Origin of the sequence: Vulcanococcus limneticus LL (genome assembly GCF_943369875.1) — a bacterium.
In the GTDB taxonomy this organism is placed as follows: domain Bacteria; phylum Cyanobacteriota; class Cyanobacteriia; order PCC-6307; family Cyanobiaceae; genus Vulcanococcus; species Vulcanococcus limneticus_A.
On sequence record NZ_CALROT020000001.1, the window covers coordinates 493,752 to 517,844 of the forward strand.

Consider the following 24,093-nt stretch of genomic DNA (forward strand, 5'->3'; position numbering starts at 1 on the left):
CGGGCCTGAACGCGTTTCCAGCCGATCGGGCACCTCAGCGGCACGATTGCGCCTGGCTGCTACACGCATTGCAATGGCGGGAACGGGGCCGGGCGGCGCGGCCATGTCCGAGGCCCCGCTGCGTGGCCGTTCAGCCCTGGCGACTGGCCTCCACCCGCAGGGTGTAGCCCGTGCTGCCGTCGTGGCGGCGGTAAGGGCACACCTGCACCTCCACAGCGCGCGCGGGGCCCTGGTGGGTCTGCAGCTGCGCAGGGCGCCGCGCACTCCAGCCAGCGGGCAGGGCTGGGGGCGTCGCGGCGCCGGAGCTGGGGGCCGCGAGGCTGGCCCGCAGCTGCTGGTCGTCCGCCGCGGAGGTGAGCTGGCCGTAGGCCATGCCGACCAGCGCCCGCGGGCTGCGGCGCACCAGGGCGCCGAAGCCCTCACTGGCGGCCAGCACCTGCAGGTCCTGATCCAGGAAGGCCACGGCCAGGCCGGGGGTGGCCAGTAACGCGTCCAGCCGGCCGGCCAGCTCGGCGTGGCTGCGGCCGAGCTGCTCCAGATCCGTCACATCCGCCAGGGTGCCCATCACCACCAGCTCGCCCTCCTGCCCCACCACCCGGGCCGACTCCTGCACCCAGAGCTGGCGGCCGTCGCGCCCCCGCAGCCGATACCGCACCGACCACTCCCCCTGGCCCACCTGCCGGGCGGCGGCCACGCGCGGGCGGTCGGCCTCCAGGATCGCCGCATCCAGCAGCTCGGGGTGGTTGCAGAGCTCCAGCGGCGCCCAGCCCGTGATCGCCGCCAGGCGCCGGCTGGCGTAGAGCAGGCGCCGCAGGCTGTGGTCGCGCTTCCACACCCCCGCCTCCAGGGCGTCGGTGAGGCCGCTGAATTCCGCCAGGGAGGCCTCCGCCGCGCCGTGCAGGGCCGCCAGCTCACTCATGTCGCTGAGGGTCACGATGGCGCCCTGGCGCCGGCCGTCGCCCTGCTGGTGGCGCTGCACCTGCACCAGATAGACCACGTCGTCGCCGCTGGCCTCAAGGCTGCGCCGCTCCGCCCCGGCGACCGCCGCCTGCAGCGCCTCGCGCAGCCCCGGCAGCGGCAGGCGCGTGGGCACCTCCAGCAGCGGCCGGCCGATGTCCGCCTCGATCAGGCCGAACAGCCGCACCGCCAGGGGCGAATAGCGCACCACCCGCAGCTCGGCGTCCACGATCACCATCCCCTGGTTGAGGGAGTGGAGGAGACCGCGCAGGTCGGTGTTGAGCCGCTCCAGCTCCCCGCTGTGGCCCTGCAGGTGGACGTTGAGGCGGCCCAGGTCGGCATTGGCGGCCTGCAGCTGCTCGTTGGCGGCCTCCAGTTCCTCATGGGAGGTCTGCAGTTCTTCGCTGGAGGCCTGCAGCTCCTCCGCATGGGCCTGCAGGTCTTCATGGGCCTGCTCGAGCTGTTGCAGGGAACGGCGCAGGCTGTCCTGGCTGGCGAGCAGCTGTTGCTCCAGCCGCGCCACCTCAGCGCCGTCGGCGATGGGTGGGGCCACGGGGATGGGAACCGCGCCGGGGTCGGGGTGGAAGCTCAGCAGCAGCCACTGGCGCTCGCCCACGGGTAAGGGCTGCACGCTCAGCCGCAGGGGCGAGGGTGGGCTCGCGGGCTCAGCGCTCAGCGCCTCTCGGCTGCACTCCTCGCGGCAGCCCACCAGGCCGCTGACCCCCTCGCCCCGGGCGCGGGCCTGGAGCAGCAGCGAGCGCGCCAACGGCTGCAGGTCGGGGCGGAGGTAGGCGTCGGCGGCGGCGGTGGCACTCCCTTCGGGCAGGCGGCAGTAGGGGCTCACATCGCCGATCACCTGCACCAGCTCGTGCTGCTGCCCCACCACCAGGGCCGCCGGTCCCACCAGGCGCACCACGGCCTCCAGCAGGGCCAGCTGCAACCCTGCCGCTTCGGAGGCGTCTTGGCTGCCAGACGGCCGCGCCGTCAGGGCCGCCAGGCCGCGGAACGGCGCCACGGAGGATCGCCCCAGCGGCGAGGGCATGGCTAGCTCCGGCGCTGGGCTGGCCGCGGGGGCAGTGAGGGACGGCCTGCGGCCCTTGGCGTGGGTTACCACCCGGTAGGTCTGTGCACTCCCGGCCACGGCGTCGAAGCCCCGCGGCGGCTCGCCAAGGCGCTCACCTGCGGCCAGCACCAGCACGCCGCCGCGCTGCAGGCTGAAGCGGAACTGGTCCAGCAGCCGCTCCCGCAGGGGGTCCGCCAGGCCGTCGAGGTGGTGGCGGCAGACGATCAGATCCAGGTCGGGGAAGGAAGGGTCCTCCGCCAGGGCATGGCGCGCGAACACCACGCAGCGGCGCAGGGGATCGCCGATCACCAGCTGCTGCTCCTCCTCGCTGCCGTAGCGCCGTCGCCCCTCGGCCGGCAGCGCGGCGGCCTCGGCCGCTGGGTAGGTGGCGCGGCGGCAGCGCACCAGGTTGGCCTCCAGCGGATCGGTGGCGAAGATCCGCAGCCGCTCCACCAGATCGGTGGGATGGCCCAGCAGTTCGGCGAGCTGCATCGCCAGGCCATACACCGCCACGCCACCGCCACAGCCGGGCATCCACACCCGCAGGCGCGCGTCCGCCAGGCCCAGGTCCACCCCCGGGGAGAGGAGGTGCCGCAGGGCGGCGGCGATGGCCGGTGGCCCGTCGGCCGTCCCACGGCTCCGGGTCGATCGTCGTGTCACGCGCCCCTCGATCGCCGTCCCAAACCACGCTAGTGAGCTTGTGGGGCTCCTCTCCATCCCCGCTCCATCACCGCTTGGCCCCATGGGCCGTCATCGGCCCGCCTCTGCGGCGGCGCTGCCCCTGGGCCGTGGCTGCCACCGGCAGCTGTTCCTAGGGTTCCAGGGCCGGCGGCCGCATCCTGCCCTGCCCGCTCGCCCCGGTGATGCCAGAGGCCAGCTCCGCCGCTTTTGAGGCCCATCCCCAGGCGTCGGAGCTCGACAACCCCTTCCGCTGCCACCTGCAGCTGATCGAAGACCCGCAGCAGAGCACGGAGCTGATCAGCCAGGTGCTGCCGCTGCGCAGGCTGGTGCCCGCCTGTCACCAGGAACCCTGGTGGCACTACGGCCACCACAGCCGCCTGGGCAGCATCGCCGTGAGCGCCGGCATCCTGCCGCCCGCCCGCCTCTGGATCGCCGAGCACCATGCCCTCACCCTGATCCTCGGCTACGCCGGCGAGCAGACCTTCCGGCAGCCCGCCGGCGACGTGGCCTGTCTGGCCAATGGCTGCCTGATGCTCTCGGGGGATGCCGCCAGCAGCGAGAACACCCTGCTGAGCACGGTGGCGCTGCAGCTGGAGCCGGAGCGGTTGATGCACACGGCCCTGCAGATGGGCGGGCTGGTCCAGAGTCCGCCCGGCTGGGCCGACCGGGTGGAGCACAGCCAGGCCTGGCCGCCGGCGGACCCCGCCGTGGCGCCGCTGCAGGAGATGCTGCGGCAGGTGGTGGAGCGGGCCGAGCGACTCAGCGTCTACAGCCAGCTGCTGGTGGAGCGCCTGCAGCTCGATGAGCAGATCTACCGGGTGATGGCGGCGATGCTGCTGCCGGAGCTGCGGCTCGATGGCCCCCTGGATCGGCTCAGGCGCCGCTCCGACCAGGGACTCGATGCCTTCGATGAGCTGTTGGCCTTCATCAACGCCAACCTGGATCAGCCCCTCGATCTGGCGAGCCTGCAGGCCCACAGCTTCTACTCCCGGCGGGCCCTGCAGTACGCCTTCCAGAAGCGGCTGGGCTGCACCGCCGGCCAGTGGATCCGCAACCAGCGGCTGGATCTGGCCCGCCAGCGCCTGCAGCAGCCCCAGCCCGGCGACAGCGTGGCAAGCATCGCCGCCTCCTGCGGCTACCGCTCGATGAGCCTGTTCAGCGTGGATTTCCAGCAGCGCTTCCACGTCAAGCCGTCCCACCTGCTGCGGGAGGCCCGCGCCGGCCTGCCCCCGGAAACCTGGTGATCGCGGTCAGGAACCGACCGGCACCGCGCGGTCAGGGGGTCTGGGGCGGGCCGGGTTGTTCCGGCAGGTAGTCGTCGAGGAAGGTGCCGCGGGGCAACACCGCGGGCGTCACGAAGCGGAAGCCACAGAAGCTGTTCTTGATCGTGTCGTCGCACCACTCGAGCAGGGCCACGGCCTCGAGGGTGGAGCCTGAAGCGGGATCCTTGAGCCTCAGCCCGCAGGTGCTGTCGACCAGCTCGTCGGCCAGGCCGTCCACCACCACGCAGCAGCCGTCATGGGTCAGGTCCCAGAGGTTGCCGTGCAGAACGGCGTCGCCGTTGGGAGGCGTGATCTCCACCCGGATCGCGCCGGAGGGAAAGGGCATCACGGTGCGCAGCTCGTGGCGCGGGATCCGTCCTGCCCCTGGCGTGGGCCGGGGATCGGCAGCGCGTTTCCCGTCAGCCATCAATCCGGTGGGGGGGTGAGCTGAGCCTAGGAGTTCCCACGGGGCAGGTAACGGTGCAGGAAGCTGCTGCGGATCGGCGCCGAGCCCTTGCGCAGCTTGAGGCCCAGATAGAGGTCCTGGCCCTCGATCTTGGTCCACATCAGCTCCATGCGGAAGCGCCCCGTGATCGCCGTCACCGGGTCGTGCAGCCGCAGGCTCATCGCCGCTCCACGCCGCAGGTCGGGCTGGCGCCCGCGGATCGCCACGCAGATCCCCGACTCACTTACGTCCCAGAGCACCACCCGCCAGAGGCCCCCCTGGAGGTCGGTGAGCTCCCCCGCCGGCGGATTCACCATCACGGTGCCCCGGGCCTTGCGCTGGGCGCGGCCCGAGGTCCCCACCCGGGCCGTGGCCTGGCGGGCCGGTGCGCCCCAGCCGATCAGGCCGGCGAGCCAGCGGCCCAGGGCTGCGATGGCCCGCCCGAGGGCTCCGAAGGCGTCGCCAATCCGCCCGATCCAATCCACCCGTGTCTCGCCGATGCCTGGAGGGTTGTCGAAGCTGCGGGCCCAGTCAAGCCCGGGCAGGCCAGTCGAGCGTTGGGTTCAGCGGCGTCTCTCGTGCGCGCTGCACCGGATCGGCCCCGTGGGCGCCATTCTGGGGCGCAGTGCACGGCCGCTGCCCTCGACACGGCCGGTGTCGTCCCGTCTTCTCGTTGGTTTCGCCCCCATGCCCTCCCTGTCCGACCGGCTCGCCCGCGGCCTGGCCGCCGCCGTGATCAGCAGCGCCGCCGTGGCGGCTCCAGCCCTGGCCCAGAGCTCCGCCAGTGGCAAGGCCACCACGCCGGCCGCCAAGGGCAGCAAGCCCAAGGCCGCCCCGGCCAAGCCCACCGCCTCTGCAGCGGAGGCCGGCGGTTGCGGCGCCTCCAGCCAGGCCGGCGGCTGCGGTGCCCACAGCGGCCACTGATTGCTCGGCGCCGCTGATGGCCCGGCGCCACTAAGCGCCCGGCGCCGCTGGCGCCCGCTGCGTTGTCCTGATCGCGTCCCTCCCCATGCAGACCGTCGACTGGCTCTGGCTGCTGCACCCGGTTCTGGCCGTGGTGGTGATCTATCCCCTGCTGGGCCAGGTGCTGCGCCTGGCGCTCCAGACCCGCCGGCGCCGGCTGGAGCACAGCAAGGATCCGGCCAGCGTGGGCCGCCACCATGCCGACCTGGGCCGTCTGCTCAGCGGCGCCGTGGTGCTCGGCGTGCTGGTGGCCCTGGTGGTGGTGATCGGCACCAGCAAGCCCCTGGCTGAGTTCGCCGGCGGCTCCAGCCGGCTCGGACTGCTGAGCCTGGTGGTGGTGGGCACGGCTGCCGCCTTCGCTGCCCTGTGGCGGGCCCGCGATGCGGCCTACCGTGCCAGCTTCGCCCTGCTCACCTGGGCGGGCCTGATCGGCCTGGGCCTGCAGGGCGAGGTCTACCGCCTCAGCGACAACCCCCTCCAGCTCACCTTCTGGCAGTCGCACTTCTGGGGCGGCATCGGCCTCTGTGGCCTGCTGCTGCTCTCGCTGGCTTCGAAGCCGGAGATCCACCGCAGCCTGCGCTGGCGCCGCCTGCATGTGAGCGCCAACGTGCTCGCCGCCGTGGTGTTCCTGGCCCAGGGCATCAGCGGCCCACGGGACCTGCTGGAGATTCCGCTGAACTGGCAGAAGCCGGCCGTCTACAGCTGCAACTTCGAGACGCAGCAGTGCCCGGCGCCCCAGCCGCCCCAATCCTGAGGCCCCTCAGCTGGGCAGGCCGAACCAGGGGCGCAGCCGCACCCCCACCGCCGTGCCCAGCAGCGCAAAGCCGATCCACAGCCAGCCGTGCAGGCTCGTGGAGGCGATGCCGCTGAAGTAGGCGCCCACGTTGCAGCCGAAGGCCAGCCAGGCGCCGTAGCCCATCATCAGCCCGCCCAGCAGCGCCGCCAGCCAGGCCGCCGCCGAGGGCGGCGTGCGCACGCTCAGCCGCCCCGCCAGGGCCGCCGCAGTGGCGGCGCCCAGCACGATGCCCAGGTTCATCACCGAGGTCACGTCGGCGAACAGGCTGGCCCGCAGGGAGGCGGCGAGGGGGCCCTGGCTCCAGAGCGGACTGGTGTCGGGGTTCCAGCCCAGCAGGGTGGCCAGCTTGGCGGCCCAGAGGGTGAAGCCCCGGGTGACGCCCCAGGGTCGCCCCGCCAGCACCACGGTGAGGCTGTTGAGCAGGGCCAGCGACACCGCTCCCCCCACCAGCGACCAGGGGCCCACCGCCAGGCTGCGCCAGCCCGTGGCCCTGGGCCAGAAGCCGTCCTCCGCCAGCCGGGGCCGCTGCCAGCGCCAGAGCGCCAGGGCCACGGCAGCGAGTACCAGCAGCTGCAGGCCCGCGCCGCCCCAGCCCCACAGCTGCACCAGCGACACGGGCTCGAGCCGCGGCAGCACCGACCAGGGCTGGCTGCTGAGGCTGGCGGCGAAGGAGCCGCCCGAGAAACTCACCAGGGTGAGCAGCATCATGGCGCTGCCCCCACCGATCGTGTAGAGGGTGCCGCAGGCGCAGCCGCTGCCCAGCTGCATGCCGATCCCGAACACGAAGGCGCCGATCACGGCCTGCAGGGCCAGCGGCGCCACGGCGCCGCGTCCCACCCCGGAGATCAGCAGCGGGGCGAACAGCAGGGTGGCCAGGCTGAGCATCAGCACCTGGGCCAGCACCCCGCGGCCGTCCCCGCGCAGCAGCAGCTGCCGGTAGGAGGAGGCAAAGCCGAAACTGGCGTGGTAGAGGCTGATCCCGAACAGCACACCCACCAGGGCCAGGGCGCTCTGGCGCCAGCCGTAGCCCGCCACGCCCACCACCAGGGCGGCCACCAGGGCCAGCAGCACCGTGAGCGTTCGGTTCTGGGGAGCTGGACGGATCGCGGCCAGGGGCTGGGCTGGGGCCATTGGAGCGGCGTGTTTGCAGCAAGTTAGGCCAGGTCGTGACCAGCTTTGGGCTCCAATGACCCGCCTCAGCGTTGCACCGATGAGGACATGTGCGCTGTGTCCGAGTGAGCTGAAGCGTCGCAATCAGGGGCTTTGTCCCTTGTTGCCGGCGGCGGACTGAGAGCCCCTCAGGGTCATGCTGGACGGCGTCAGGGGTGGTGGCGGAGCCGTCCGGGTCTGGCTCGCCGGGGCGAGTCAGCCCTGACCGCCGTGAGGTCATCGCTGGAGGTCCTGGGGGCCTCAGCGGCGGGCGTCGAAACTACCGGGGTTCATCCGTGCGGATGCCGATGGCCAGTTCCGATCCGCTGCTGGTGGCGCTGGGGGCCGTGCCCGGGGCCTGGCTGCGCTTCCGGGTGGTGAACCACTTCGAGCCGATGCTGCCCCGCAAGCACTGGGGCACCTTCGGGGTGAACGTGATCGCCTGCTTTGCCCTGGGTCTGCTGGTGGGCCTCGAGCGCAGCTGCGGCCCGGGTCAGCGGGTGATGCTGCTGCTCGGCACGGGCTTTCTGGGCAGCTTCAGCACCTTCTCCACCTTCATGGCCGAACTGCGCGCGGTCCTGGCGGCTCGCCACTGGCGCGAGGCGGGTCTGCTGGCGGGGGGCTCGGTGGCCGGGGGGCTGGCGGCGATGGCGGCCGGCCTGGCCCTGGGGGAGCAGCCATGAGCGCGGGTCCCTGGAAGCCGCTGCTGCGGGGCGAGGTGCGCGACCTGGTACTCGTAGCCGCCGGCGCCATCCCCGGCGCCCTGCTGCGCTGGCAGCTGGAGCACATCGGCCACCACGCCGTGGGCGGCCTGCGGGGCCTCACCGCCGCAGATCTGCTCGCCAACCTGATCGGCTGCCTGTTGATCGGCGTGCTCACGGCCCAGCCGCCCGGATCCCAGCGGCTCTACCTGTGGGCCGGCATCGGCTTCTGCGGCTCGCTCACCACCTTCTCCTCCTGGATGCTGCAGCTGGCCGAGGCGCTGCGGCGCGGCTCCACCCCGGCCGCCCTGGCGGTGCTGCTGGTGAGCCTGGGGGTGGGCCTGGCCCTGGTGGTGCTGGGCTTGGCCCTCGGCCGGCGCCTAGGGGCCCGGCGGGGGCGGTAACGGCGGAGGGGCGGCAGGTGGGGCCGGGGGTGGAGCGAGGCTCTCCGGAGCTTGGGATCCGGGCGCTGCGGCGGCAGTCGGGCGCTCGCGCCGGGCCGGCGTGGCGAACAGCTGGGCCAACCCCGCCAGACGGGCCTCGCGGGGCTCGCTGCCGAGGTTCCAGAGACTTTCCAGGTAAAAGAACGCCACCCCGAGCTGGCGCTCGCGGGCGGCCTGCACCTGGGCCTGGACCAGCGCCAGCGGCGCCGGCCGGGTGCGCTGGCCGCTCATGATGCCGATCGCCGTGGGGATTCGCCGCTGGCTCTCCTGCACCTCGGGCCGGCTGAGCTGGGGCAGGAAGCTCTCCAGATCCGGGCGGTAGATCTGGATCAGCAGCTCATCCACCAGGCCGCGCCGCACCCAGGTCAGCCAGTCCTGCAGCTGCAGCTTGAGGGCGAAGTCGTAGTAGTTCGGCGACACGGAGACGATCGCTCCGGGCTTGCGCGCCTTCACTGCCTGGCTCAGCTGGGCCATGAAGGCGGTGATCCGCTCGGTGCGCCAGCGCATCCAGGCGGCATCGGCGGGGTTGGCCGGTGGCGGCTTGCCCGTCTCCTTGGTGTAGAGCGCCACGGTGAACGGGTCGTAGCCGAAGTCCCGCGGCAGGCTCATGTGGTCGTCGAACTGGATGCCATCGCCGTCCGATGTGCCCACCATCTCCAGCACCAGGTCGGTGATCAGCTGCTGCACCTCCGGCCGGAAGGGGTTGAGCCAGGCCACTTCCCCGGCGGCGCTGATCGAGGTCAGGCCGCCGTCCTGCTTGCGGGTGAGCCAGTCGGGATGGCGCCGGGCCAGGTCGCCGTCGGGGGGCGTCATGAAGCCGAACTCGAACCAGGGAATCAGCAGCAGGCCGCGCTGGTGGGCCGCGTCCGCGAGTTCGGCCAGCACGTCCTGGCCCTGCAGGCCGCGGTAGCTGAAGCTCTGCAGCCCGCGCCCCTCGCTCACGGGGCTGGGGTAGTAGGCGTGCCCCCCGTTCCAGGCCACCGCATAGAGGGTGTTGAAGTTCAGGGCGGCCAGCTGGGCCACGGACGCCTGCATGCGCTCGCGGTCCCGCAGGGTGGGCATGTCGTTGGCGGTGAGCCACACGCCGCGCAGTTCGGTGCGCTCGATCGCCTGGGCGGCCTGGGCCGGCACCGCGGCCGCGGGAGCTGGCCCAGGCTGGGCGTGGACGCCACTGGGCACCTGCACAAGCAATGCCAGCAGCCAGCCCACCACGAGCATCAGCACCGCGATCCGGCGAGCCCTGCGGGCCATGGCTGCCTCGGCTGAAGGCTGGGCCGGAACGCTAACGCTGGGGAGCGGAATCCTGGCCTCGAGCCCCCGAGCGCCCAGTCCTTGAGGTGCCGTGCGGCGGCCGATAGCCTGGCCCCCTGATGCTCAAGGGCGCTGACCGGCTCTGGCCTCGATCCACGGGCGCTGCAGCGCTACCGGGCGGCCTGCCGAAGCCTGCGGCTCTGGCTGCGGCTCACCGAGTGCCATGGCTCCGTCGTCGTCGCGCTCACGGGTGGCGCGCCGATCCTGGCCCAGCGCCACTACCCCGAGGGCGATGGGCGCGATCCCGCTTCCGGCGCGCAGTTCTACTACCACTGCCACCGCGATGGCGGCGAACACGGCCACCTGCACCTGTTCCTGCCGGCCACCCCAGGGGCAGAGCTCACCCACCTGATCGGCATCAGCCTGGATGCCAGGGGCCTGCCGATCGGCCTCTTCACCCTCAACCGCTGGGTGGCGGCGGATGCCTGGATGCCGGCCGCCGAGACGATCCCGCTCCTGGAGCGGTTCACCTTTCTGGTGCCGGATCGCCATGGGTCGCTGGGCACCCCGTTGGCTGGAGCTGCTGAATCGACGGGGTCTCCGGGAGCTGGATCGTCTGGTCCGGACTCCACTGCTTCGGCTGCCGCCGACGTCTCCGGTACCCCGTCACGGCAACAGGCCCCGAGCCAGCCCGATCCCCTGCTGGGCCGCTGGCTCACCCACTTCCTGATCGTCTACCGGGAGGAGATCGCCGTCCTGCTGCACGAGCGCGACGCCTGCCTGGAGCGCCACGCCCCAGCGGGCGACCGCGAGGCGGCCCTGGAGGACCGTGCCTTGGAGATCCCCAGCTCCCGCCCCATCGACTGGTCGGCGGACCTGGCCGTGATCCAGGCCGCGGTCCAGGGCCAGATCCAGGCGGAACGGCGGCGGCGCCAGCCACGCCTCAGCGTGATCATCCCGGTGCTGAATGAGGCCGAGGCGGTGCGGCGGTTCAGCCCCCGCTGGCAGGCGCTGCAGGCCAGCGGCGCCGAGGTGCTGCTGGTGGATGGCGGCAGCACTGACGACACCGTGGATCGGCTGGAGCGGGCCGGGTTGCGGGTGATCACCGCGCCGCGGGGGCGCGGCGGCCAGTTGCGGTGCGGGGCCGAGCGGGCGACGGGCGAGATCCTGCTGTTCCTCCACGCCGACACCCGCCTGCCCGACGGCGCCCTGGAGCTGGTGCGCCAGGGTCTGCGGGGTCCCCGCTGCTGGGGCCGCTTTGACGTGCGCATCGACAGTGAGCGGCGTCTGCTGGCGGTGGTGAGCCGGGCCATCAACCTGCGCTCCCGCCTCAGCGGCATCGCCACCGGCGATCAGGCCCTGTTCATGACCCGCGAGGCCTATCAAACAGCGGGCGGCTTCGCCGATCAGCCGCTGATGGAGGACATCGCCCTCTCCGCCCGCCTCAAACGCCTCGGTCCCCCGGTCTGCCTTCGGCCGCCGGTGCTGACCTCCGGGCGCCGCTGGGAACGCCACGGCGTCTGGCGCACCATCCTGCTGATGTGGGGGTTGCGGCTCGCCTACTGGCTCGGCGTGCCCGCCACCACCCTGGTGCGCCTCTACCGCTGAGGGCCGCTCAGCAGCAGGAGCCGCCTGCGGCGGCCTCGGCCGTGGTGGTGTCGAACGGCAGGGAGCCGCCGCAGCCGGGGAACAGGCCGTAGTGCTGGCTGAAGTCGCCGATGAAGCTGAAATGGCTCGCGAAGCGGCTCTCGGCGAGCATGCGGTAGGTGTTGCCGCACACCGGAAACACCCGGCCGGTGTCAATCAGGTGGTGCTTGTCGAAGGGCAGCTGGTGGGGGTGCTCGGCAATCGTGCCGCGGTAGATCACCGCCTGGCCGTGGTCCTCGCAGGCGTCCTCCAGGGCGTCGATGTGGAACAGGCGATAGGTGGCGGAATGGAAGCCGATCGTGCCGGTGCGGGCAGCCAGCTCCGGATCGGTCACCTGCAGGGGGCGATCACTCACCAGCCGCGGATCGGCGAAGCCGGCCTGCCGCGCCAGCCGCAGGAAGTCGTTCCAGTAGAGGGCGCCGCTCAGGCATTCGCCGTAGAGCACCGGATCGTCGCGCAGCTCCTGGGGAATGCGGCGATCGGCGTAGACATCGGCGAAGTAGAACTCACCGCCCGGCTTGAGCAGGCGCCGCACACCCTGCAGCACGGCGAGCTTGTCGACCGACAGGTTGATAACGCAGTTGGAGATCACCAGATCGAAGCTGGCGGGTTCGAGAGCGAGCTCCTCCAGCCGCTCGATGGCACCGTCCAGGAAGCGCACGTTGGCATAGCCGAACTGCTCGGCATGGAAGGCGCGGTGCCGCTCGGCCACCGCCAGCTGCTCGGCGGTCATGTCGACGCCCACCACCTCGCCGCCTTCGCCCACGAGCTGGGCGAGCAGGTAGACATCCCGGCCGCTGCCGCAGCCCAGATCCAGCACCCGGGCCCCCTGCAGCAACGGCGGTGCCACCAGGCCGCAGCCGTAGTAGCGCGACAGCACCTCGGGGTGGATGCGGGCCAGCAGGGGCCGGAGGGCCTCGGGCACGCTGGTGGCATCGCAGCAGGCGCTGGTGCGCAGGTCCGCGGTGCCCGTGAGGGTGGAGCCGTAGTACTCCTGAACGGCGCTGGTGAGGCTGGTCATGGCGGTGGCGGGAGCGCAGGGCGGAAGGATCCCCATGCCAGCCTGGCGGGTCGTGGGTCTGGATCGCCCTTGGATTGCCGCACGATCCTGATGGCCAAGGCGCCGCTGCTCGGCCAGGTGAAGACGCGCCTGATGCCCGCCCTGGGGGCGGAGGGGGCGGCAGCCCTGGCGGCCGCGATGCTCGAGCGGGCGGCGGCCACGGCGGTGGCGGCCGGTCTGGGGCCGGTGGAGCTGTGTGTGGCTCCCGCCCTGCAGCTGCCCATCTGGGAGCAGCTGCAGTTGCCGCCGGGCCTGCGCTGGAGCGCCCAGGGGGAGGGGGATCTGGGCGCCCGCATGGCGCGGGCCGCTGGCCACGCCCTGCAGCACTGTGACGCCGTGCTGCTGATCGGCATGGACTGCCCCAGCTTGGGAGTGCACCAGCTGCAGACCGCCGCCGCCCAGCTGCGCAGCCGCGAGGCGGCCCTGGTGCCGACGCGGGATGGGGGCTACGCCCTGCTGGGGCTGCGGCGCTGCGAGCCCAGCCTGTTCACCGCTATGCCCTGGAGCACGCCGGCGGTGCTGGCCGAGACGCGCCGGCGTCTGGCCGCTGCCGGTTGCTCCTGGCAGGAGCAACCGCCCCTGGTGGACATCGACACGCCGGACGACCTCGCCAGCCTGGAGGGTGAGCTGCGGCAGCTCGCCGACCACTGGCGCCGGGTAGCGGCAGAGCGCGGGCCAGGCGGTCCGCCGGGCTGAGCCCCCGATCCACCCTGTACCCCGGACACCCCGCCCGCCGCCTCGGCCGCGGGTCCAGCCTCAGCCCAGGGCACCGCCGCAGCTGGAGCCGCTGCCCGCCGTGCAGCCGAAGCAGTGGTCCGCCACCCGGATCGCTTCGCCCGCCGGATCGCGCTGCAGCAGATCCCGCAGGTGGGCAGGCCCAGCGGCCAGGGGCAGCTGCAGCTGCTGGTTGAAGTCGCAGTCGAACAGCTGCCCCTGCCAGTCGACGCTGATCAGCGAGCGGCACATCACCCGCTCCAGATTCGCCGGGCGGTGGCTGGCCCGCAGCAGCGCCTGGTAGCCCTCCAGCTGGCCGCTGGCCCGGAGCACGGCGCTGAAGCGCTGGATCGGCATGTTGGCCAGGGCGAAGAGCTGGTTGAAGACGATGCCGAACTCGGCGGCGAGCACCCGCTTGTAGTCGGCCTCCAGCTGGGCCTGGGCTGGGGGCAGCACCGGCCCCTGGGGGTTGTAGACGAGGTGCAGCGCCAGCCCCGAATCCGGCTGGCCGTAGCCGAGGGCGTTGAGCCGTTGCAGCCCGGCGATGCTGCGGGCAAACACGCCATCGCCGCGCTGGCGATCGACGTTGGCCTCCAGATAACAGGGCAGCGAGGCCACCACCGTGACGCCCTGGTCCGCCAGAAAGGCCGCCAGGTCCTCCTGGCCGGGTTCGCTCAGGATCGTGAGGTTGCAGCGATCGATCACCTCCACGCCCAGGCCGCGGGCGGCACGCACCAGCCCACGGAAGCCGGTGTGCAGTTCGGGGGCACCGCCGGTGAGATCCAGGGTGCCGATCTGGCGCGCCTCCAGCACCGCCGGGATCAGCGCGAGGGTGGCCTCGTCCATCCGCTCGGTGCGGCTGGGGCTGGCGTTCACATGGCAGTGGCTGCAGGCCTGGTTGCACTGGTAGCCCAGGTTCACCTGCAGGGTGGTGAGGGCGGTGCGCTGAATCGCCGGAAACCCGCCCCGCTCTCCCGACGCTCCAGGCTCATCCAGGGAGACGGGCTGGGGAGGGGAAGACACCATCGCGGGGGCGGATCGCAGCTGCAGACGCCGGCCCAGCCGGCGGACCGTCACCGGCCGGGGCCATCATGGCGATCAGCGGCTGGGCCCCGCTCAGGCCGGGCTCGCGGCCTCCCGTCCCGGAGCCGGCAGGCGCCGGCTGCTCAGGTACGACAGGCCCACCAGCAGGGCGGAGCACCACAGGCAGGCCTGCATCCCCCCGAGCAGATACACGCCCCCGGAGAGAAGCGTGCCCAGCAGGCGTCCGGCGGCATTGGCCATGTAATAGAAGCCCACGTTCAGGCTCACCGATTCGCTGTCGGCGTAGGCGAGCACGAGATAGCTGTGGATCGAGGAATTCATGGCGAACACCACCCCGAAGGCCGCCAGACCCACCACGATCGCCACCCCTGGATGGGCCACCTCGCGCCAGAGGGCCACGGCGATCAGGGCCGGGATGGCCGTGAGCAGCGCGCTCCAGAACTGCACGGCCGCAGGCCCCGGCGGTGCCGTCTGACCCCAGGCGCGGCGCAGGGCCGGGGCGGATCCCTGCACGATTCCGTAGCCGATCACCCACAGGCCCAGGAAGCCGCCCACTTCCCAGAACCGCCAGCCCAGGGTGGCCTCCAGAAACACCGGCAGCGCCACCACGAACCACACATCCCGGGCGCCGAACAGGAAGAAGCGCGCCAGGGAGAGCACGTTGATCCCTTCGCTCTTGGAGAACACAGAGGCGAATCCGGGTTTCTGCTTCATCCGGCCGATCTCCCCCGGCAGCACCAGGGTGGCGAGCAGGGCGATGGCCAGTCCTGCCGCCAGGGCCGCCACGGAGCCCGCGAAGCCGAGGCTGGCCAGCAGCACGCCGCCGAGGAAGAAGCCCACCCCCTTGAGCGCGTTCTTGGAGCCGGTGAGGATCGCCACCCAGCGGAACAGCCGCTGCTCGCTTTGCTGCTCCTCACCCGGCACCTGGGGCACCACCGTCTTGATGGCGCTCTTGGCGCTCATCTTGTTGAGGTCCTTGGCGATGCCACTGAGGGCCTGGGCCGCCATCACATACGCCACCGACGCCAGCCTGGGCCAGCTGGCCGAGACGGGCACCAGCATCAGCAGGGCCACGATCTGCAGCACCATCCCGGCCCAGAGGGTGAGCCGCAGGCCGAAGCGGGCCCCCAGCCAGCCGCCGGTGAGGTTGGTGAGGATGCCGAAGAACTCGTAGAACAGAAACAGGGCGGCGATCTCCAGGGTGGAGTAGCCGAGCTGGTGGAAGTGGAACACCACCAGCATGCGCAGGGCGCCATCGGTGAGCGTGAAGGCCCAGTAGGCGCCGGTCACCACCATGTACTGCTGCAGCGCCGACAGCGGCAGGCGCCGGCTGCCGCGCGGTTCGCGGCGAGGTGTGCTCTGATCCATGGCTCAGCCGAGCTCCTTGGCGGGCGCGTGGCCAGGCTCGCTGGCCACCACGTGGCTCACCAGATCGGCCAGGCGGCAGCTGTAGCCCCACTCGTTGTCATACCAGGCGTAGACCTTGAGCTGGGTGCCGTTCACCACCAACGTCGAGGGGCCGTCGACGATGGCGCTGCGGGGATCGTTCACGTAGTCGATCGACACCAGCGGGCGGGTTTCGTAGCCGAGGATTCCGGCCAGGGGACCGGCGGCGGCGGCCGCGAAGGCGCCGTTCACCTCCTCCACGCTCACGGGGCGCTCCACTTCGAACACCGCATCGGTGAGGGAGCCATTGAGCAGCGGCACCCGCACCGCGTGGCCGTTGAGGCGCCCCTGCAGCTCGGGGAAGATCAGGCCGATCGCCCGGGCCGACCCGGTGGTGGTGGGGATCAGGCTCTGGCTGGAGGAGCGGGCCCGGCGCAGGTCGCCCTTGAAGCCATCCACCACGACCTGGGTGTTGGTGATGTTGTGCAGGGTGGTGATCGAGCCGTGGCGGATGCCGAAGTGTTCGTGCACCACCTTCACCACGGGCGCCAGGCAGTTGGTGGTGCAGGAGGCGCCGGTCACCAGGCGATGGACGGCGGGGTCGTAGAGGTCGTGGTTGATGCCGTACACCACGTTGAGGGCCTCGGCGCCGGCGATCACGCCCTTCACCGGGCAGGCCACCACCACCCGCCCCAGGCCGGCCTGATCGAAATAGGGCGCCAGGGTCTCCGGCGTCTTGAACTGGCCACTGCACTCGAGCACCAGCTCCACGCCGGCCGCGCGCCAGGGCACCGCGATCGGATCGGTGTGGCGGCTGGTGCCGATGCCCTGGCCGTCCACGCTGAAGCGATCCGGCTGGTCAGGGCTGGCCTGCACGGTTCGGTCCCAGCGGCCGTGCACCGAGTCGAAGGCGAGCAGGTGGGCGGCGGCCTCGGCCGTGGCGGCGGGATCGTTGATGTGCACGATCTCGATGCCGGGGCGACCCCAGAGGGCGCGGAACACCAGGCGGCCGATGCGGCCGAAGCCGTTGATGCCGAGTTTCATGGGGTGGACGGGCTGCGGATCCCGGACGCCGCCGGACCCCGCGGGCCCTGATCAAATCCGGTTGATGGATCAATTAAACTTGATGGCATGCGTGTTCTGGATCACCCCCTCGCCCCCGAGTTGGCCCGCCAGCGGCTCAAGGCCCTCGCCGATCCCCTGCGCCTGCAGGTGCTGGAGGTGCTGGCGGGCGGCGAACGCTGCGTCTGCGACCTCACGGCCGAGCTGGGCCTGGCCCAGTCGAAGCTGTCGTTCCATCTCAAGGTGCTGAAGGAGGCGGGCCTGCTCGCCGACCGCCAGGAGGGCCGCTGGATCTACTACCGGCTCCAGCCCGACGCCATCGAGCAGCTGCAGCAGTGGCTGGGCGGCCTGGTCAGCCACTGCCGGACCCCCGCGCCCCGCTGCAGCTAACCGGGCCTTTACGCCTCCTTAACGAAGGCATAACGACGGGGGGTTCCTCTGGTGAGTAGAGAACCTCTGCACCCAGATTTCTGGCTCCATGACCTTCGTGACGAAGGCCCTGACCGGTTCCGCCCTGGCCGTCCTGGGCCTGGGCACGGTCGCTTCCGCCGGTCCTGCCCTGAACGGCGCCGGCGCCACCTTCCCCGCCCCCATCTACCAGCGCTGGTTCCAGGATCTGGCTGCCAGCGGTGGGGCCAAGGTCAACTACCAGTCCGTGGGTTCCGGTGCCGGTGTGCGCCAGTACATCGCCGGCACCGTGGATTTCGGCGCCACCGATGAGCCGATCAAGGATTCCGAAGCCGCCAAGGTGAGCCGTGGTGTGGTGCAGTTCCCCGCCGTGGGCGGCACCATCGCCATCGCCTACAACAAGCCCGGCTGTGACCTGAAGCTGACCCAGAAGCAGGCCGCCGAGGTCTTCCTGGGCACCATCAACGACTGGAGCCAGCTCAAGTGCGGCAAGGGCAAGATCTCCGTTGCCCACCGTTCTGACGGTTCCGGCACCACCTTCGCCTTCACCAACTCCCTCTCGGCGTTCTCCCCGGCCTGGAAGAGCAAGGTGGGCGAGGGCAAGAGCGTCAAGTGGCCCGTGGGCGTTGGCGGCAAGGGCAATGAGGGCGTCTCCGGCATCCTCACCAACACCCCTGGCTCGATCGGCTACGTCAACCAGGCCTTCGTGAAGGGTCCCCTCAAGGCGGCGGCCCTGCAGAACAAGTCCGGCAAGTTCGTGAAGCCCGGCTTCAAGAGCGGCTCGGCTGCCCTGAACAACATCCGCCTGGATGCGCGCCTGGCCGGTGAGGATGCCAACCCCGCCGGTCCCGACAGCTACCCCATCACCACCCTCACCTGGGTGCTCGCCTACCAGAAGGGCAACGGCGCCAAGGCCGGTGAACTGCGCGAGGCCTTCAGCTACATGCTGAGCAACAAGGCCCAGGGCCTGGCCGACAACCTCGGCTACGTGCCCCTGCGTGGCGACATCCTCAAGAAGGCCAAGGCCGCCGTGGGCCGCATCGGCTCCTGAGCCATCGCCGATTGCTGCGGCTGGTTTCCAGCCATTCACCTGGGGGGCTTCGGCCCCCTTTTGTTGTGGATCAACGGCCCCGCAATCGATGCGCTCCGCTGGTCAAAACGACAACATCGGCAAGGGCTAATCCACCCTTAACCAGGCCATTACCCCGGCTTTGCTCAGGCAGCCGTGATGCTCCATACAGTTGCGTGAACTCCACCGCACAGTGGGTCCATGGTCTACGCCTCCAGTGGTCAGCAGGGTTTTCGCAGTGCCTTGGAAGACACCTACCAACGCCGTGATCTTGTGCACCTCAGCGCCGGCAGCCGGGTGCCCCTGCTGCGCAACAGCCTCTGGCTGGTGACCCGCGGCATGGTGAAGCTGAGCTGCATCACCGAACAGGGCGATGACCTGGTGCTGGGGCTGGCCGGACCCAACGAACCCTTCGGGGCACCCCTCACCAACCTCGACCTCTACGAGGCGACCACCCTCTGCGACAGCGACCTGCTCTGCATTCCCCTCGACGAGGTGGATGAGACCCCCCACATCGCCCGCAGCCTGGTCACGGCGATGGCCAGCCGCATGCGTCAGTCGGAAGCGCTGATCGCCCTGCTGGGTCTGCGTCGGGTGGAGGAGCGGGTGCGGGGCTTCCTGGAGCTGCTGGCCCAGGAGTACGGCCAGCCCTGTGAGCAGGGCCTGCGCCTCAACCTGCGCCTCACCCACCAGGACATCGCCGCCGCCCTCAGCACCACCCGGGTGACGGTGACCCGGGTGCTGGGCATGCTGCGGGAGGAGGGCTGGCTGCAGCTCGACGGCCAGCGCCAGCTGGTGGTGAGCCACCTGCCCCGCGACTAGGGCCTACCGGCCCGCGGCAGCAGCAGTTCCAGAACGGCGCCCCCCTCGGGGTGGTTCTCAGCCCGCACCAGCCCGCCGTGGGAGAGGGCGATCTGCTGCACGATCGACAGGCCCAGGCCGCTGCCGGTGCTGGGCCCCTTGAAGCGGGAGGGATCACCTCTGTAGAAGCGCTGGAACAGGCGCTCCAGGTCCTCCTCGCTCAGGCCCGGCCCCTGGTCGTGGACGCTGATCACGCACCAGCGCTCCCGCCGGCGGATCTCCACGGCGATGCTGCCGCCATCGGGGCTGTAGCGCAGGGCGTTGTCGAGCAGGTTCACCAGGGCCTGGTGCAGCCGCGCCGGTTCCACGGCCGCCAGGCACGGGGCCTCGGCGCCGTGGATCACCTGGAGGTGGATGCCCCGGCTGCTGGCCAGGGGCTGCAGCGTGGACCAGACGGCGGCCAGCACCGCGTGGGGATCCACGCCGCCAGGACTGCCTTCGGCCAGGGGAGTGTTCTCCAGGCGCGAGAGATCCAGCAGATCGCTCACCAGCTGCTGCAGCCGGCGCAGCTCCTTCTGCAGGCGTCCCACCAGCACCGTCTGGTGCCCGTCCACCCGTTCCGCCAGGCTGTCGGTCACGAGCATCAGGGCCGTGATCGGCGTCTTGAGTTCGTGGGCCACGTCGCTTACCCAGCCCTCCTGGTGCTCGAGCTGGGCCTGGAGGGGATTGCGGCCCTGCATCAGCAGTCCCACCCAGCCATCCAGGCCCGGCAGCACGAGGAAGTTGAGGGTGTCGCTGAGCACCGGCCAGCTGCCGCGCTGGGGGGTGCCCTTCTCCCGCGCCAGCTGGATCAGATGCAGCACCTCATCGCTCGGCTCCAGGGCGGTGATCGGTTGCCCCAGCATCGCCGTGCCCCGCACGCAGCCCAGCAGTTTCTCGGCGCGCGGATTGAGGCTGGCGATGCTCTGGTCGGGGGCGATGGCGAGCCAGCCCTGGGGCATGGCCTCGATCCAGTCGCGCAGCTGCTGATCGGACACCTCCCGTGGCGCGCCGGGCTGGGGGCGTCGCCGCCGCCAGGCCTTGAGGCGTTCACGGCGGCCCCGGGCCTGCCAGCCGATCGAGAGACCCACGGCCAGAGGCAGCACCAGGCTGAGGGCGGAACGGCTGTCCATGGCGTCAGCCGAAGCGGTAGCCGAAGCCCCGCACGGTCACCAGCCGCGTGGGGCTGGAGGGTTCGTCCTCGATCTTTTCGCGCAGCCAGCGGATGTGGACGTCCACCGTCTTGCTGTCGCCGATGTAGTCGACCCCCCAGACCCGCTCGATCAGCTGCTCCCGGCTCCAGACGCGCCGGGGGTGCAGCATGAACAGCTCCAGCAGCTTGAACTCCTTGGGGGAGAGCCTCAGCTCCTGACCCCCGCGGCTGGCGCGGCATTCGCCGGGAAACAGCTCCAGGTTGCCGCTGCGGATCCGCTCCGGCCGCCGCGGTGAATCCTGTGGGGGCAGCTCCTGCTGGCGGCTGCGCCGCAGCAGGGCCCGGCAGCGGGCCACCAGCTCCCGCATGCCGAAGGGCTTGACCAGGTAGTCGTCGGCACCCACCTCCAGGCCCAGGACCCGGTCGGTTTCGGTGTCCCGCGCGCTCACCACCAGGATCATCGGGCCACCCGGGTTCTGGCGCAGGCGACGACAGAGGTCGAGGCCATGCAGGCCGGGCAGCATCAGGTCGAGCAGCAACAGGTCAAAGGACTCACGGCTGAGCAGCTCCCAGGCGCTCTGGCCATTGGCGGCGGCGCTCACCGCAAAGCCCTCCAGCTCCATGGCCTCACTCACCGTCTCGCGGATCGTGTCGTCGTCCTCCACCACCAGCAGGCGGGCAAGGGGCTCCGGTGGGGTCTGGCTCATGGAGCCATTCTGCTGACCACCCCCTGTAGCCCAGGATGCCTGCGGAGCCGGGATTCGTTCTCTTAAGGGGTGGTTCCACGGGAGGCCGCCGCAGGGGCCGACTTGATCCCCCCGCAGTCCTGCCAGCGCTCCAGCAGGGTGTGCAGTTCCACCTGCAGGCTGCGCAGGGCCACGATCTTCTGCTCGATCTCTCCAGCCTTGGCGGTGATCGTGCCCTTGATCGAGTCACAGGTGCAGACGCCTGAGCGGCGGGCCTCCAGGATCTGCGCGATCTCCTGGAGCGGGATCTCCATGGCCTTGAGGGTGCGGATCAGATGCAGCTCCTCAAACACTGATGCGTCAAACAGGCGATAGCCCCCGTCGCTGCGCTCGATCGGGTGGATCAGGCCTTCATCGCAGTAGAAGCGGATCGTCTTGACGGACAGCCCGGAGCGCGCCGCGACCTCGCCGATCTTCATGGCCACGGCCGTCAACCCCACGACACTCCACTTACAGGAGAGTCGATCCTAGGACGGCTGGCCCCCTTGACTCTCCACCTAGGGGGAGACCATACGGTCAAGGTCGTTGCCACGACGCCCATGGCCAAGCCCTTGCCCCCAGGTCCGCTCGCCCTCTACCGGATGGCCACCCCGGACCATCTCTGCCCCTATGGCCAGCTGGCGGAGCAGCTGCTCCGCGAGCAGGGCCTCCCCTTTGACGACCACCTGCTGAGCAGCCAGGCCGACGTGGAGCGCTTCAAGGCCGCCCATGGCGTCGCCACCACCCCCCAGATCTTTGCGGGCCGTCAGCGCATCGGCGGCTACACCGATCTGGCGCTGCATCTGGGCGTCAAGCCCCGTCAGCCCGGAGGACGCAGCTATCGCCCCGTGGTCGTGGTGTTCAGCACCACCGCCCTGGTGGCCTGGGCGATCGGCGGTTCCTGGGAGCAGGCCATGGGTCTGGCCCTGGTCCTGCTGGCCTGCCTGAAGCTGATGGATCCGGGCGCCTTCCGCCGCGCGTTCCGCCAGTACGACCTGCTCAGCCAGCGCCCGGGTTGGTATGGAACCCTCTATCCCTACCTGGAGTTCGCCATGGGCCTGGGGATCCTGGCGATGCGGGCCCCGGCACCACTCGGGGTGCTGGCGATCGCCATGGGACTGGAGGGCGCCCTGTCGGTGGTCAAGGCGGTCTATATCGACAAGCTGGATCTGAACTGCGCCTGCGTCGGCGGCAGCAGCCGCACACCGCTTGGTGTGGTGAGTGTGCTGGAGAACCTGGCGATGGTGGTGATGGGTCTGGGCATGGTGGTCACCCGCTGAGGATGGGCGGGGCCTCTGTGCAGCGTCTCCGCTCAGCCACTGCGCCTGAACGGCCACCAGGTGGCCCGCTCCAGCCCAAGCGCGACCGCGGCGAGCACCAGGGCAAAGCCGCAGGTGCCCGGCCACTGCCAGCCGCTCCAGAGCATCGCGATCACCGCCGAGCAGAGGGCTGCCCCCAGGTAGGCCGTGAGAAACAGCTGGCCGCTCATGCGGCTGCGGGCGGCAGGGTCGAGGGCATAGATGCGGGCCTGGTTGGCCACGAAGCTGCCCTGCACGCCCAGATCCACGGCCATCAGGCCCACGGCCAGACCCACCAGGGAGCTGGGCCACAGGCCGAGCAGCAGCACCCCCAGGGCGGTGCAGGCCGCACCCGCCGCCACGATCCGATCCGGACCCAGGCGATCCACCAGCCGGCCGATGCCAGGGGCCGCCAGGATGCTCACCAGCCCCACAAGGCCGAAGCTGCCGATCAGGGCCGGGCCGAAGCGCCAGGGCGGGGCGGCCAGGTGCAGGGCCACGGCACTCCAGAGGGCCATGAAGCTGCCGAAGAGCAGGGCCTGGGTGAGGCAGGAGCGGCGCAGCCGCGGGTGCTGACGCCAGAGCTGCAGCTGGGAGGCCAGCAACCGCCCATAGGACCGCGCCTCCACGGGAACCAGGGGCGGCAGCCGGCTGCGAAAGAGCAGGGCCACCGCCAGCATCGCCGCGGCGGAGAGGGCGTAGATCGATCGCCAGCCCCACAGCTCGGCCGCCAGACCGCTGACACTGCGCGAGAGCAGGATGCCGCTGAACTGGCCGCTCAGCACGATCCCCAGCATGCGGCCGTGCTGGGCCGGTGGCACGAAGGCCGTGAGAAACGGGGGTAGCAGGGAGGGGATCAGGGCGACGACCCCGAGCAGGAACCAGCTGCCCAGCACCACGGGGAAGGATGGCGCCAGAACCACCGCCGTGCAGGCCAGCGCCATGCCGAGCGCCAGCAGGACAAGCAGACGACGCCGTTCCCGGATGTCGCCGAGGGGCAGCAGGAACAGGAACCCCAGCGCCATCCCCAGCTGGGTGGCCATCGGGCCGAGCAGCACGGTGCCCGCTGTCACCGCAAAGGCCCGCTCCACCGCCGGCAGCAGGGCCTGGGCATAGAAGGGATTGGCCACACTCAGCCCCACCACCAGGGCCATCAGGCCGAGGGAGGGCAGAGCGGCCTGGGAGTCCTCGGCGCCGGCTGGCGGCCGGGCGATGCGCTCAGGACGCGACAAAGGGGCTCAGGCGAAGGTCCTCGGCAATGCCCAGCTGCTGGCGCCAGTCGCTGAGGGGACGGGTCCAGCCCTCTTCCCAGCGCTGCGCCAGCAGCGGCGCGCAGACGCCACCGAGCCGCAGCCCGAAGGACACCGCATCGGCGAGATCCGGCACGGTGTCGGGCGCATGGGAGCGGGCCATCAGATCAGCGGCGAGCAGCAGCACCGGCCCCGGCTGGCGCAGCTGGCGTGCCCCGAAGCCATTGAGGGCCACCTCGCCGGGCAGGGTGTTGGGAAAGCCGGTGACCAGGTGCCAGAGGTCGTGGCAGGCGCGGGCCCGCAGCTGCAGGTACTGGTCATCGTCGGCGAGGGCCTCCAGGCCCTCCGGGCGGTCGATCAGCTGCAGCCCCTCCTGCTGCAGCAGAACGGCGAAGGCCTGCCCGAGGCTGCCCGGTGGCATGGCGGCCAGGGCCTCCACCCCCGGCCAGCTCCCCCAGTAGCGCTCCCTGGCCAGGGCGGCGATGGCCGGGTCCTGACGGAGGCGATCGCGGGCCATTGCCGCCAGGGGACTGGCGTAGCTGCTGTTGAGGATCGCCAGGGCGCTGGGAACGCGGTCGGGCTTTTCGATCAGCTGCAGCCACGCCGGCAGGGCGGCCTCCAGGTGGGGGCGCTGGGCCTCCGCGAAGGGCGTGGCCGGCTCAGTCGTGGAGGGGTCCGAGCGCTGGGCCTCGGCGAACAGGTGGGGCTGCAACGGCAGGGCCATGG

25 protein-coding genes are annotated in these 24,093 nt (G+C 71.3%); 11 read left to right on the plus strand and 14 right to left on the minus strand.

All coding sequences use genetic code 11. The features are described from left to right. Nucleotides 1-130 precede the first annotated feature (130 nt). Entirely contained in the window at nucleotides 131-2,680 is a 2,550-nt protein-coding gene (locus ACLV7J_RS02395) for a CheR family methyltransferase (protein ID WP_411867513.1), read from the minus strand. Nucleotides 2,681-2,883: 203 nt separating this feature from the next. Here ACLV7J_RS02395 and ACLV7J_RS02400 point away from each other — a divergent pair, with 203 nt between their 5' ends. Next, a complete protein-coding gene (locus ACLV7J_RS02400; protein WP_411867514.1) occupies nucleotides 2,884-3,945 on the plus strand; it encodes a helix-turn-helix transcriptional regulator in 1,062 nt (353 codons plus the stop codon). A gap of 31 nt (nucleotides 3,946-3,976) precedes the next feature. Here ACLV7J_RS02400 and ACLV7J_RS02405 read toward each other — a convergent pair whose 3' ends face one another. Together ACLV7J_RS02405 and ACLV7J_RS02410 are read right to left on the minus strand one after the other, a co-directional pair. Beyond that, nucleotides 3,977-4,390, minus strand: a complete 414-nt coding sequence (locus tag ACLV7J_RS02405) for a hypothetical protein (protein WP_411867515.1) — start codon at nucleotides 4,388-4,390, stop codon at nucleotides 3,977-3,979. A gap of 26 nt (nucleotides 4,391-4,416) precedes the next feature. Continuing rightward, nucleotides 4,417-4,893, minus strand: coding sequence for a PilZ domain-containing protein (locus ACLV7J_RS02410; RefSeq protein ID WP_411867516.1), 477 nt, complete (start codon nucleotides 4,891-4,893; stop codon nucleotides 4,417-4,419). A gap of 202 nt (nucleotides 4,894-5,095) precedes the next feature. On the opposite strand from ACLV7J_RS02410, the gene ACLV7J_RS02415 reads away from it, so the two are divergent. Further along, on the plus strand, nucleotides 5,096-5,332 hold the full coding sequence (locus tag ACLV7J_RS02415) for a hypothetical protein (RefSeq protein ID WP_411867517.1): 237 nt from the start codon (nucleotides 5,096-5,098) through the stop codon (nucleotides 5,330-5,332). Between the two features lie 85 nt (nucleotides 5,333-5,417). Beyond that, entirely contained in the window at nucleotides 5,418-6,125 is a 708-nt protein-coding gene (locus tag ACLV7J_RS02420; RefSeq protein ID WP_411867518.1) for a DUF4079 domain-containing protein, read from the plus strand. Nucleotides 6,126-6,131: 6 nt separating this feature from the next. On the opposite strand, the gene ACLV7J_RS02425 is transcribed toward ACLV7J_RS02420, so the two are convergent. Then, entirely contained in the window at nucleotides 6,132-7,298 is a 1,167-nt protein-coding gene (locus tag ACLV7J_RS02425) for a YeeE/YedE family protein (protein WP_411867519.1), read from the minus strand. A gap of 320 nt (nucleotides 7,299-7,618) precedes the next feature. On the opposite strand from ACLV7J_RS02425, the gene ACLV7J_RS02430 reads away from it, so the two are divergent. Continuing rightward, entirely contained in the window at nucleotides 7,619-7,999 is a 381-nt protein-coding gene (locus ACLV7J_RS02430; protein ID WP_411867587.1) for a FluC/FEX family fluoride channel, read from the plus strand. Further along, a complete protein-coding gene (locus ACLV7J_RS02435) occupies nucleotides 7,996-8,421 on the plus strand; it encodes a FluC/FEX family fluoride channel (RefSeq protein ID WP_411867520.1) in 426 nt (141 codons plus the stop codon). The genes ACLV7J_RS02430 and ACLV7J_RS02435 overlap by 4 nt, the downstream gene beginning before the upstream one ends. On the opposite strand, the gene ACLV7J_RS02440 is transcribed toward ACLV7J_RS02435, so the two are convergent. Next, nucleotides 8,398-9,711, minus strand: a complete 1,314-nt coding sequence (locus ACLV7J_RS02440) for a glycoside hydrolase family 10 protein (RefSeq protein WP_411867521.1) — start codon at nucleotides 9,709-9,711, stop codon at nucleotides 8,398-8,400. The genes ACLV7J_RS02435 and ACLV7J_RS02440 overlap by 24 nt on opposite strands. Before the next feature lie 264 nt (nucleotides 9,712-9,975). Between ACLV7J_RS02440 and ACLV7J_RS02445 the strand changes: the two genes are divergently transcribed. Continuing rightward, nucleotides 9,976-11,319: a TIGR04283 family arsenosugar biosynthesis glycosyltransferase gene (locus ACLV7J_RS02445; protein ID WP_411867588.1), complete on the plus strand. Its 1,344-nt coding sequence runs from the start codon at nucleotides 9,976-9,978 to the stop codon at nucleotides 11,317-11,319. Nucleotides 11,320-11,326: 7 nt separating this feature from the next. On the opposite strand, the gene ACLV7J_RS02450 is transcribed toward ACLV7J_RS02445, so the two are convergent. Next, a complete protein-coding gene (locus ACLV7J_RS02450) occupies nucleotides 11,327-12,379 on the minus strand; it encodes a methyltransferase domain-containing protein (RefSeq protein ID WP_411867522.1) in 1,053 nt (350 codons plus the stop codon). 69 nt (nucleotides 12,380-12,448) lie between these two features. Between ACLV7J_RS02450 and ACLV7J_RS02455 the strand changes: the two genes are divergently transcribed. After that, nucleotides 12,449-13,114 carry a TIGR04282 family arsenosugar biosynthesis glycosyltransferase gene (locus ACLV7J_RS02455; RefSeq protein ID WP_411867523.1) on the plus strand — a complete coding sequence of 222 codons (666 nt, stop codon included), beginning with the start codon at nucleotides 12,449-12,451 and terminating at the stop codon, nucleotides 13,112-13,114. A 60-nt stretch (nucleotides 13,115-13,174) separates the two neighbouring features. On the opposite strand, the gene arsS is transcribed toward ACLV7J_RS02455, so the two are convergent. From arsS to ACLV7J_RS02470, 3 genes are all read right to left on the minus strand, one after another. After that, a complete protein-coding gene (gene arsS / locus ACLV7J_RS02460; RefSeq protein WP_411867524.1) occupies nucleotides 13,175-14,158 on the minus strand; it encodes an arsenosugar biosynthesis radical SAM (seleno)protein ArsS in 984 nt (327 codons plus the stop codon). A gap of 90 nt (nucleotides 14,159-14,248) precedes the next feature. After that, nucleotides 14,249-15,544 (minus strand): organoarsenical effux MFS transporter ArsJ, encoded by a 1,296-nt coding sequence (gene arsJ, locus ACLV7J_RS02465; RefSeq protein ID WP_411867525.1) that lies wholly within the window; start codon nucleotides 15,542-15,544, stop codon nucleotides 14,249-14,251. Between the two features lie 3 nt (nucleotides 15,545-15,547). Beyond that, entirely contained in the window at nucleotides 15,548-16,606 is a 1,059-nt protein-coding gene (locus ACLV7J_RS02470) for an ArsJ-associated glyceraldehyde-3-phosphate dehydrogenase (protein WP_411867526.1), read from the minus strand. Between the two features lie 87 nt (nucleotides 16,607-16,693). Between ACLV7J_RS02470 and ACLV7J_RS02475 the strand changes: the two genes are divergently transcribed. The 3 genes from ACLV7J_RS02475 to ACLV7J_RS02485 all read left to right on the plus strand — a co-directional run bounded on the left by ACLV7J_RS02475 (nucleotide 16,694) and on the right by ACLV7J_RS02485 (nucleotide 18,923). Continuing rightward, nucleotides 16,694-17,014 carry an ArsR/SmtB family transcription factor gene (locus ACLV7J_RS02475; RefSeq protein WP_411867527.1) on the plus strand — a complete coding sequence of 107 codons (321 nt, stop codon included), beginning with the start codon at nucleotides 16,694-16,696 and terminating at the stop codon, nucleotides 17,012-17,014. Nucleotides 17,015-17,102: 88 nt separating this feature from the next. Then, on the plus strand, nucleotides 17,103-18,083 hold the full coding sequence (pstS, locus tag ACLV7J_RS02480) for a phosphate ABC transporter substrate-binding protein PstS (protein ID WP_411867528.1): 981 nt from the start codon (nucleotides 17,103-17,105) through the stop codon (nucleotides 18,081-18,083). A gap of 219 nt (nucleotides 18,084-18,302) precedes the next feature. Beyond that, a complete protein-coding gene (locus ACLV7J_RS02485) occupies nucleotides 18,303-18,923 on the plus strand; it encodes a Crp/Fnr family transcriptional regulator (RefSeq protein ID WP_411867529.1) in 621 nt (206 codons plus the stop codon). Here the strand turns inward: ACLV7J_RS02485 and ACLV7J_RS02490 are convergent. The 3 genes from ACLV7J_RS02490 to ACLV7J_RS02500 form a co-directional block, all read right to left on the minus strand. After that, nucleotides 18,920-20,074 carry an ATP-binding protein gene (locus tag ACLV7J_RS02490; RefSeq protein WP_411867530.1) on the minus strand — a complete coding sequence of 385 codons (1,155 nt, stop codon included), beginning with the start codon at nucleotides 20,072-20,074 and terminating at the stop codon, nucleotides 18,920-18,922. The genes ACLV7J_RS02485 and ACLV7J_RS02490 overlap by 4 nt on opposite strands. 4 nt (nucleotides 20,075-20,078) lie before the next feature. After that, nucleotides 20,079-20,801 carry a response regulator transcription factor gene (locus ACLV7J_RS02495; protein WP_411867531.1) on the minus strand — a complete coding sequence of 241 codons (723 nt, stop codon included), beginning with the start codon at nucleotides 20,799-20,801 and terminating at the stop codon, nucleotides 20,079-20,081. A 62-nt stretch (nucleotides 20,802-20,863) separates the two neighbouring features. Beyond that, nucleotides 20,864-21,259: a MerR family transcriptional regulator gene (locus tag ACLV7J_RS02500; protein ID WP_411867532.1), complete on the minus strand. Its 396-nt coding sequence runs from the start codon at nucleotides 21,257-21,259 to the stop codon at nucleotides 20,864-20,866. A gap of 132 nt (nucleotides 21,260-21,391) precedes the next feature. Here ACLV7J_RS02500 and ACLV7J_RS02505 point away from each other — a divergent pair, with 132 nt between their 5' ends. After that, nucleotides 21,392-22,099, plus strand: a complete 708-nt coding sequence (locus tag ACLV7J_RS02505) for a MauE/DoxX family redox-associated membrane protein (RefSeq protein ID WP_411867533.1) — start codon at nucleotides 21,392-21,394, stop codon at nucleotides 22,097-22,099. A 32-nt stretch (nucleotides 22,100-22,131) separates the two neighbouring features. On the opposite strand, the gene ACLV7J_RS02510 is transcribed toward ACLV7J_RS02505, so the two are convergent. After that, nucleotides 22,132-23,349: an MFS transporter gene (locus tag ACLV7J_RS02510; RefSeq protein ID WP_411867534.1), complete on the minus strand. Its 1,218-nt coding sequence runs from the start codon at nucleotides 23,347-23,349 to the stop codon at nucleotides 22,132-22,134. Then, the gene (locus ACLV7J_RS02515; RefSeq protein WP_411867535.1) at nucleotides 23,336-24,091 is read right to left on the minus strand and encodes a Coq4 family protein; all 756 of its coding nucleotides are present in this window, start codon (nucleotides 24,089-24,091) and stop codon (nucleotides 23,336-23,338) included. The genes ACLV7J_RS02510 and ACLV7J_RS02515 overlap by 14 nt, the downstream gene beginning before the upstream one ends. Nucleotides 24,092-24,093 lie beyond the last annotated feature (2 nt).

Coding starts and splice junctions, on each gene's coding strand:
- pstS (WP_411867528.1), top strand. CDS start 17,103: ATGACCTTCGTGACGAAGGCCCTGACCGGTTCCGCCCTGGCCGTCCTG.
- arsS (WP_411867524.1), bottom strand. CDS start 14,158: ATGGTGTCTTCCCCTCCCCAGCCCGTCTCCCTGGATGAGCCTGGAGCG.
- ACLV7J_RS02475 (WP_411867527.1), top strand. CDS start 16,694: ATGCGTGTTCTGGATCACCCCCTCGCCCCCGAGTTGGCCCGCCAGCGG.
- ACLV7J_RS02430 (WP_411867587.1), top strand. CDS start 7,619: ATGCCGATGGCCAGTTCCGATCCGCTGCTGGTGGCGCTGGGGGCCGTG.
- ACLV7J_RS02440 (WP_411867521.1), bottom strand. CDS start 9,711: ATGGCCCGCAGGGCTCGCCGGATCGCGGTGCTGATGCTCGTGGTGGGC.
- ACLV7J_RS02490 (WP_411867530.1), bottom strand. CDS start 20,074: ATGGACAGCCGTTCCGCCCTCAGCCTGGTGCTGCCTCTGGCCGTGGGT.
- ACLV7J_RS02400 (WP_411867514.1), top strand. CDS start 2,884: ATGCCAGAGGCCAGCTCCGCCGCTTTTGAGGCCCATCCCCAGGCGTCG.
- ACLV7J_RS02485 (WP_411867529.1), top strand. CDS start 18,303: ATGGTCTACGCCTCCAGTGGTCAGCAGGGTTTTCGCAGTGCCTTGGAA.
- ACLV7J_RS02495 (WP_411867531.1), bottom strand. CDS start 20,801: ATGAGCCAGACCCCACCGGAGCCCCTTGCCCGCCTGCTGGTGGTGGAG.
- ACLV7J_RS02500 (WP_411867532.1), bottom strand. CDS start 21,259: ATGAAGATCGGCGAGGTCGCGGCGCGCTCCGGGCTGTCCGTCAAGACG.
- arsJ (WP_411867525.1), bottom strand. CDS start 15,544: ATGGATCAGAGCACACCTCGCCGCGAACCGCGCGGCAGCCGGCGCCTG.
- ACLV7J_RS02450 (WP_411867522.1), bottom strand. CDS start 12,379: ATGACCAGCCTCACCAGCGCCGTTCAGGAGTACTACGGCTCCACCCTC.
- ACLV7J_RS02405 (WP_411867515.1), bottom strand. CDS start 4,390: ATGGCTGACGGGAAACGCGCTGCCGATCCCCGGCCCACGCCAGGGGCA.
- ACLV7J_RS02420 (WP_411867518.1), top strand. CDS start 5,418: ATGCAGACCGTCGACTGGCTCTGGCTGCTGCACCCGGTTCTGGCCGTG.
- ACLV7J_RS02435 (WP_411867520.1), top strand. CDS start 7,996: ATGAGCGCGGGTCCCTGGAAGCCGCTGCTGCGGGGCGAGGTGCGCGAC.
- ACLV7J_RS02425 (WP_411867519.1), bottom strand. CDS start 7,298: ATGGCCCCAGCCCAGCCCCTGGCCGCGATCCGTCCAGCTCCCCAGAAC.
- ACLV7J_RS02470 (WP_411867526.1), bottom strand. CDS start 16,606: ATGAAACTCGGCATCAACGGCTTCGGCCGCATCGGCCGCCTGGTGTTC.
- ACLV7J_RS02515 (WP_411867535.1), bottom strand. CDS start 24,091: ATGGCCCTGCCGTTGCAGCCCCACCTGTTCGCCGAGGCCCAGCGCTCG.
- ACLV7J_RS02415 (WP_411867517.1), top strand. CDS start 5,096: ATGCCCTCCCTGTCCGACCGGCTCGCCCGCGGCCTGGCCGCCGCCGTG.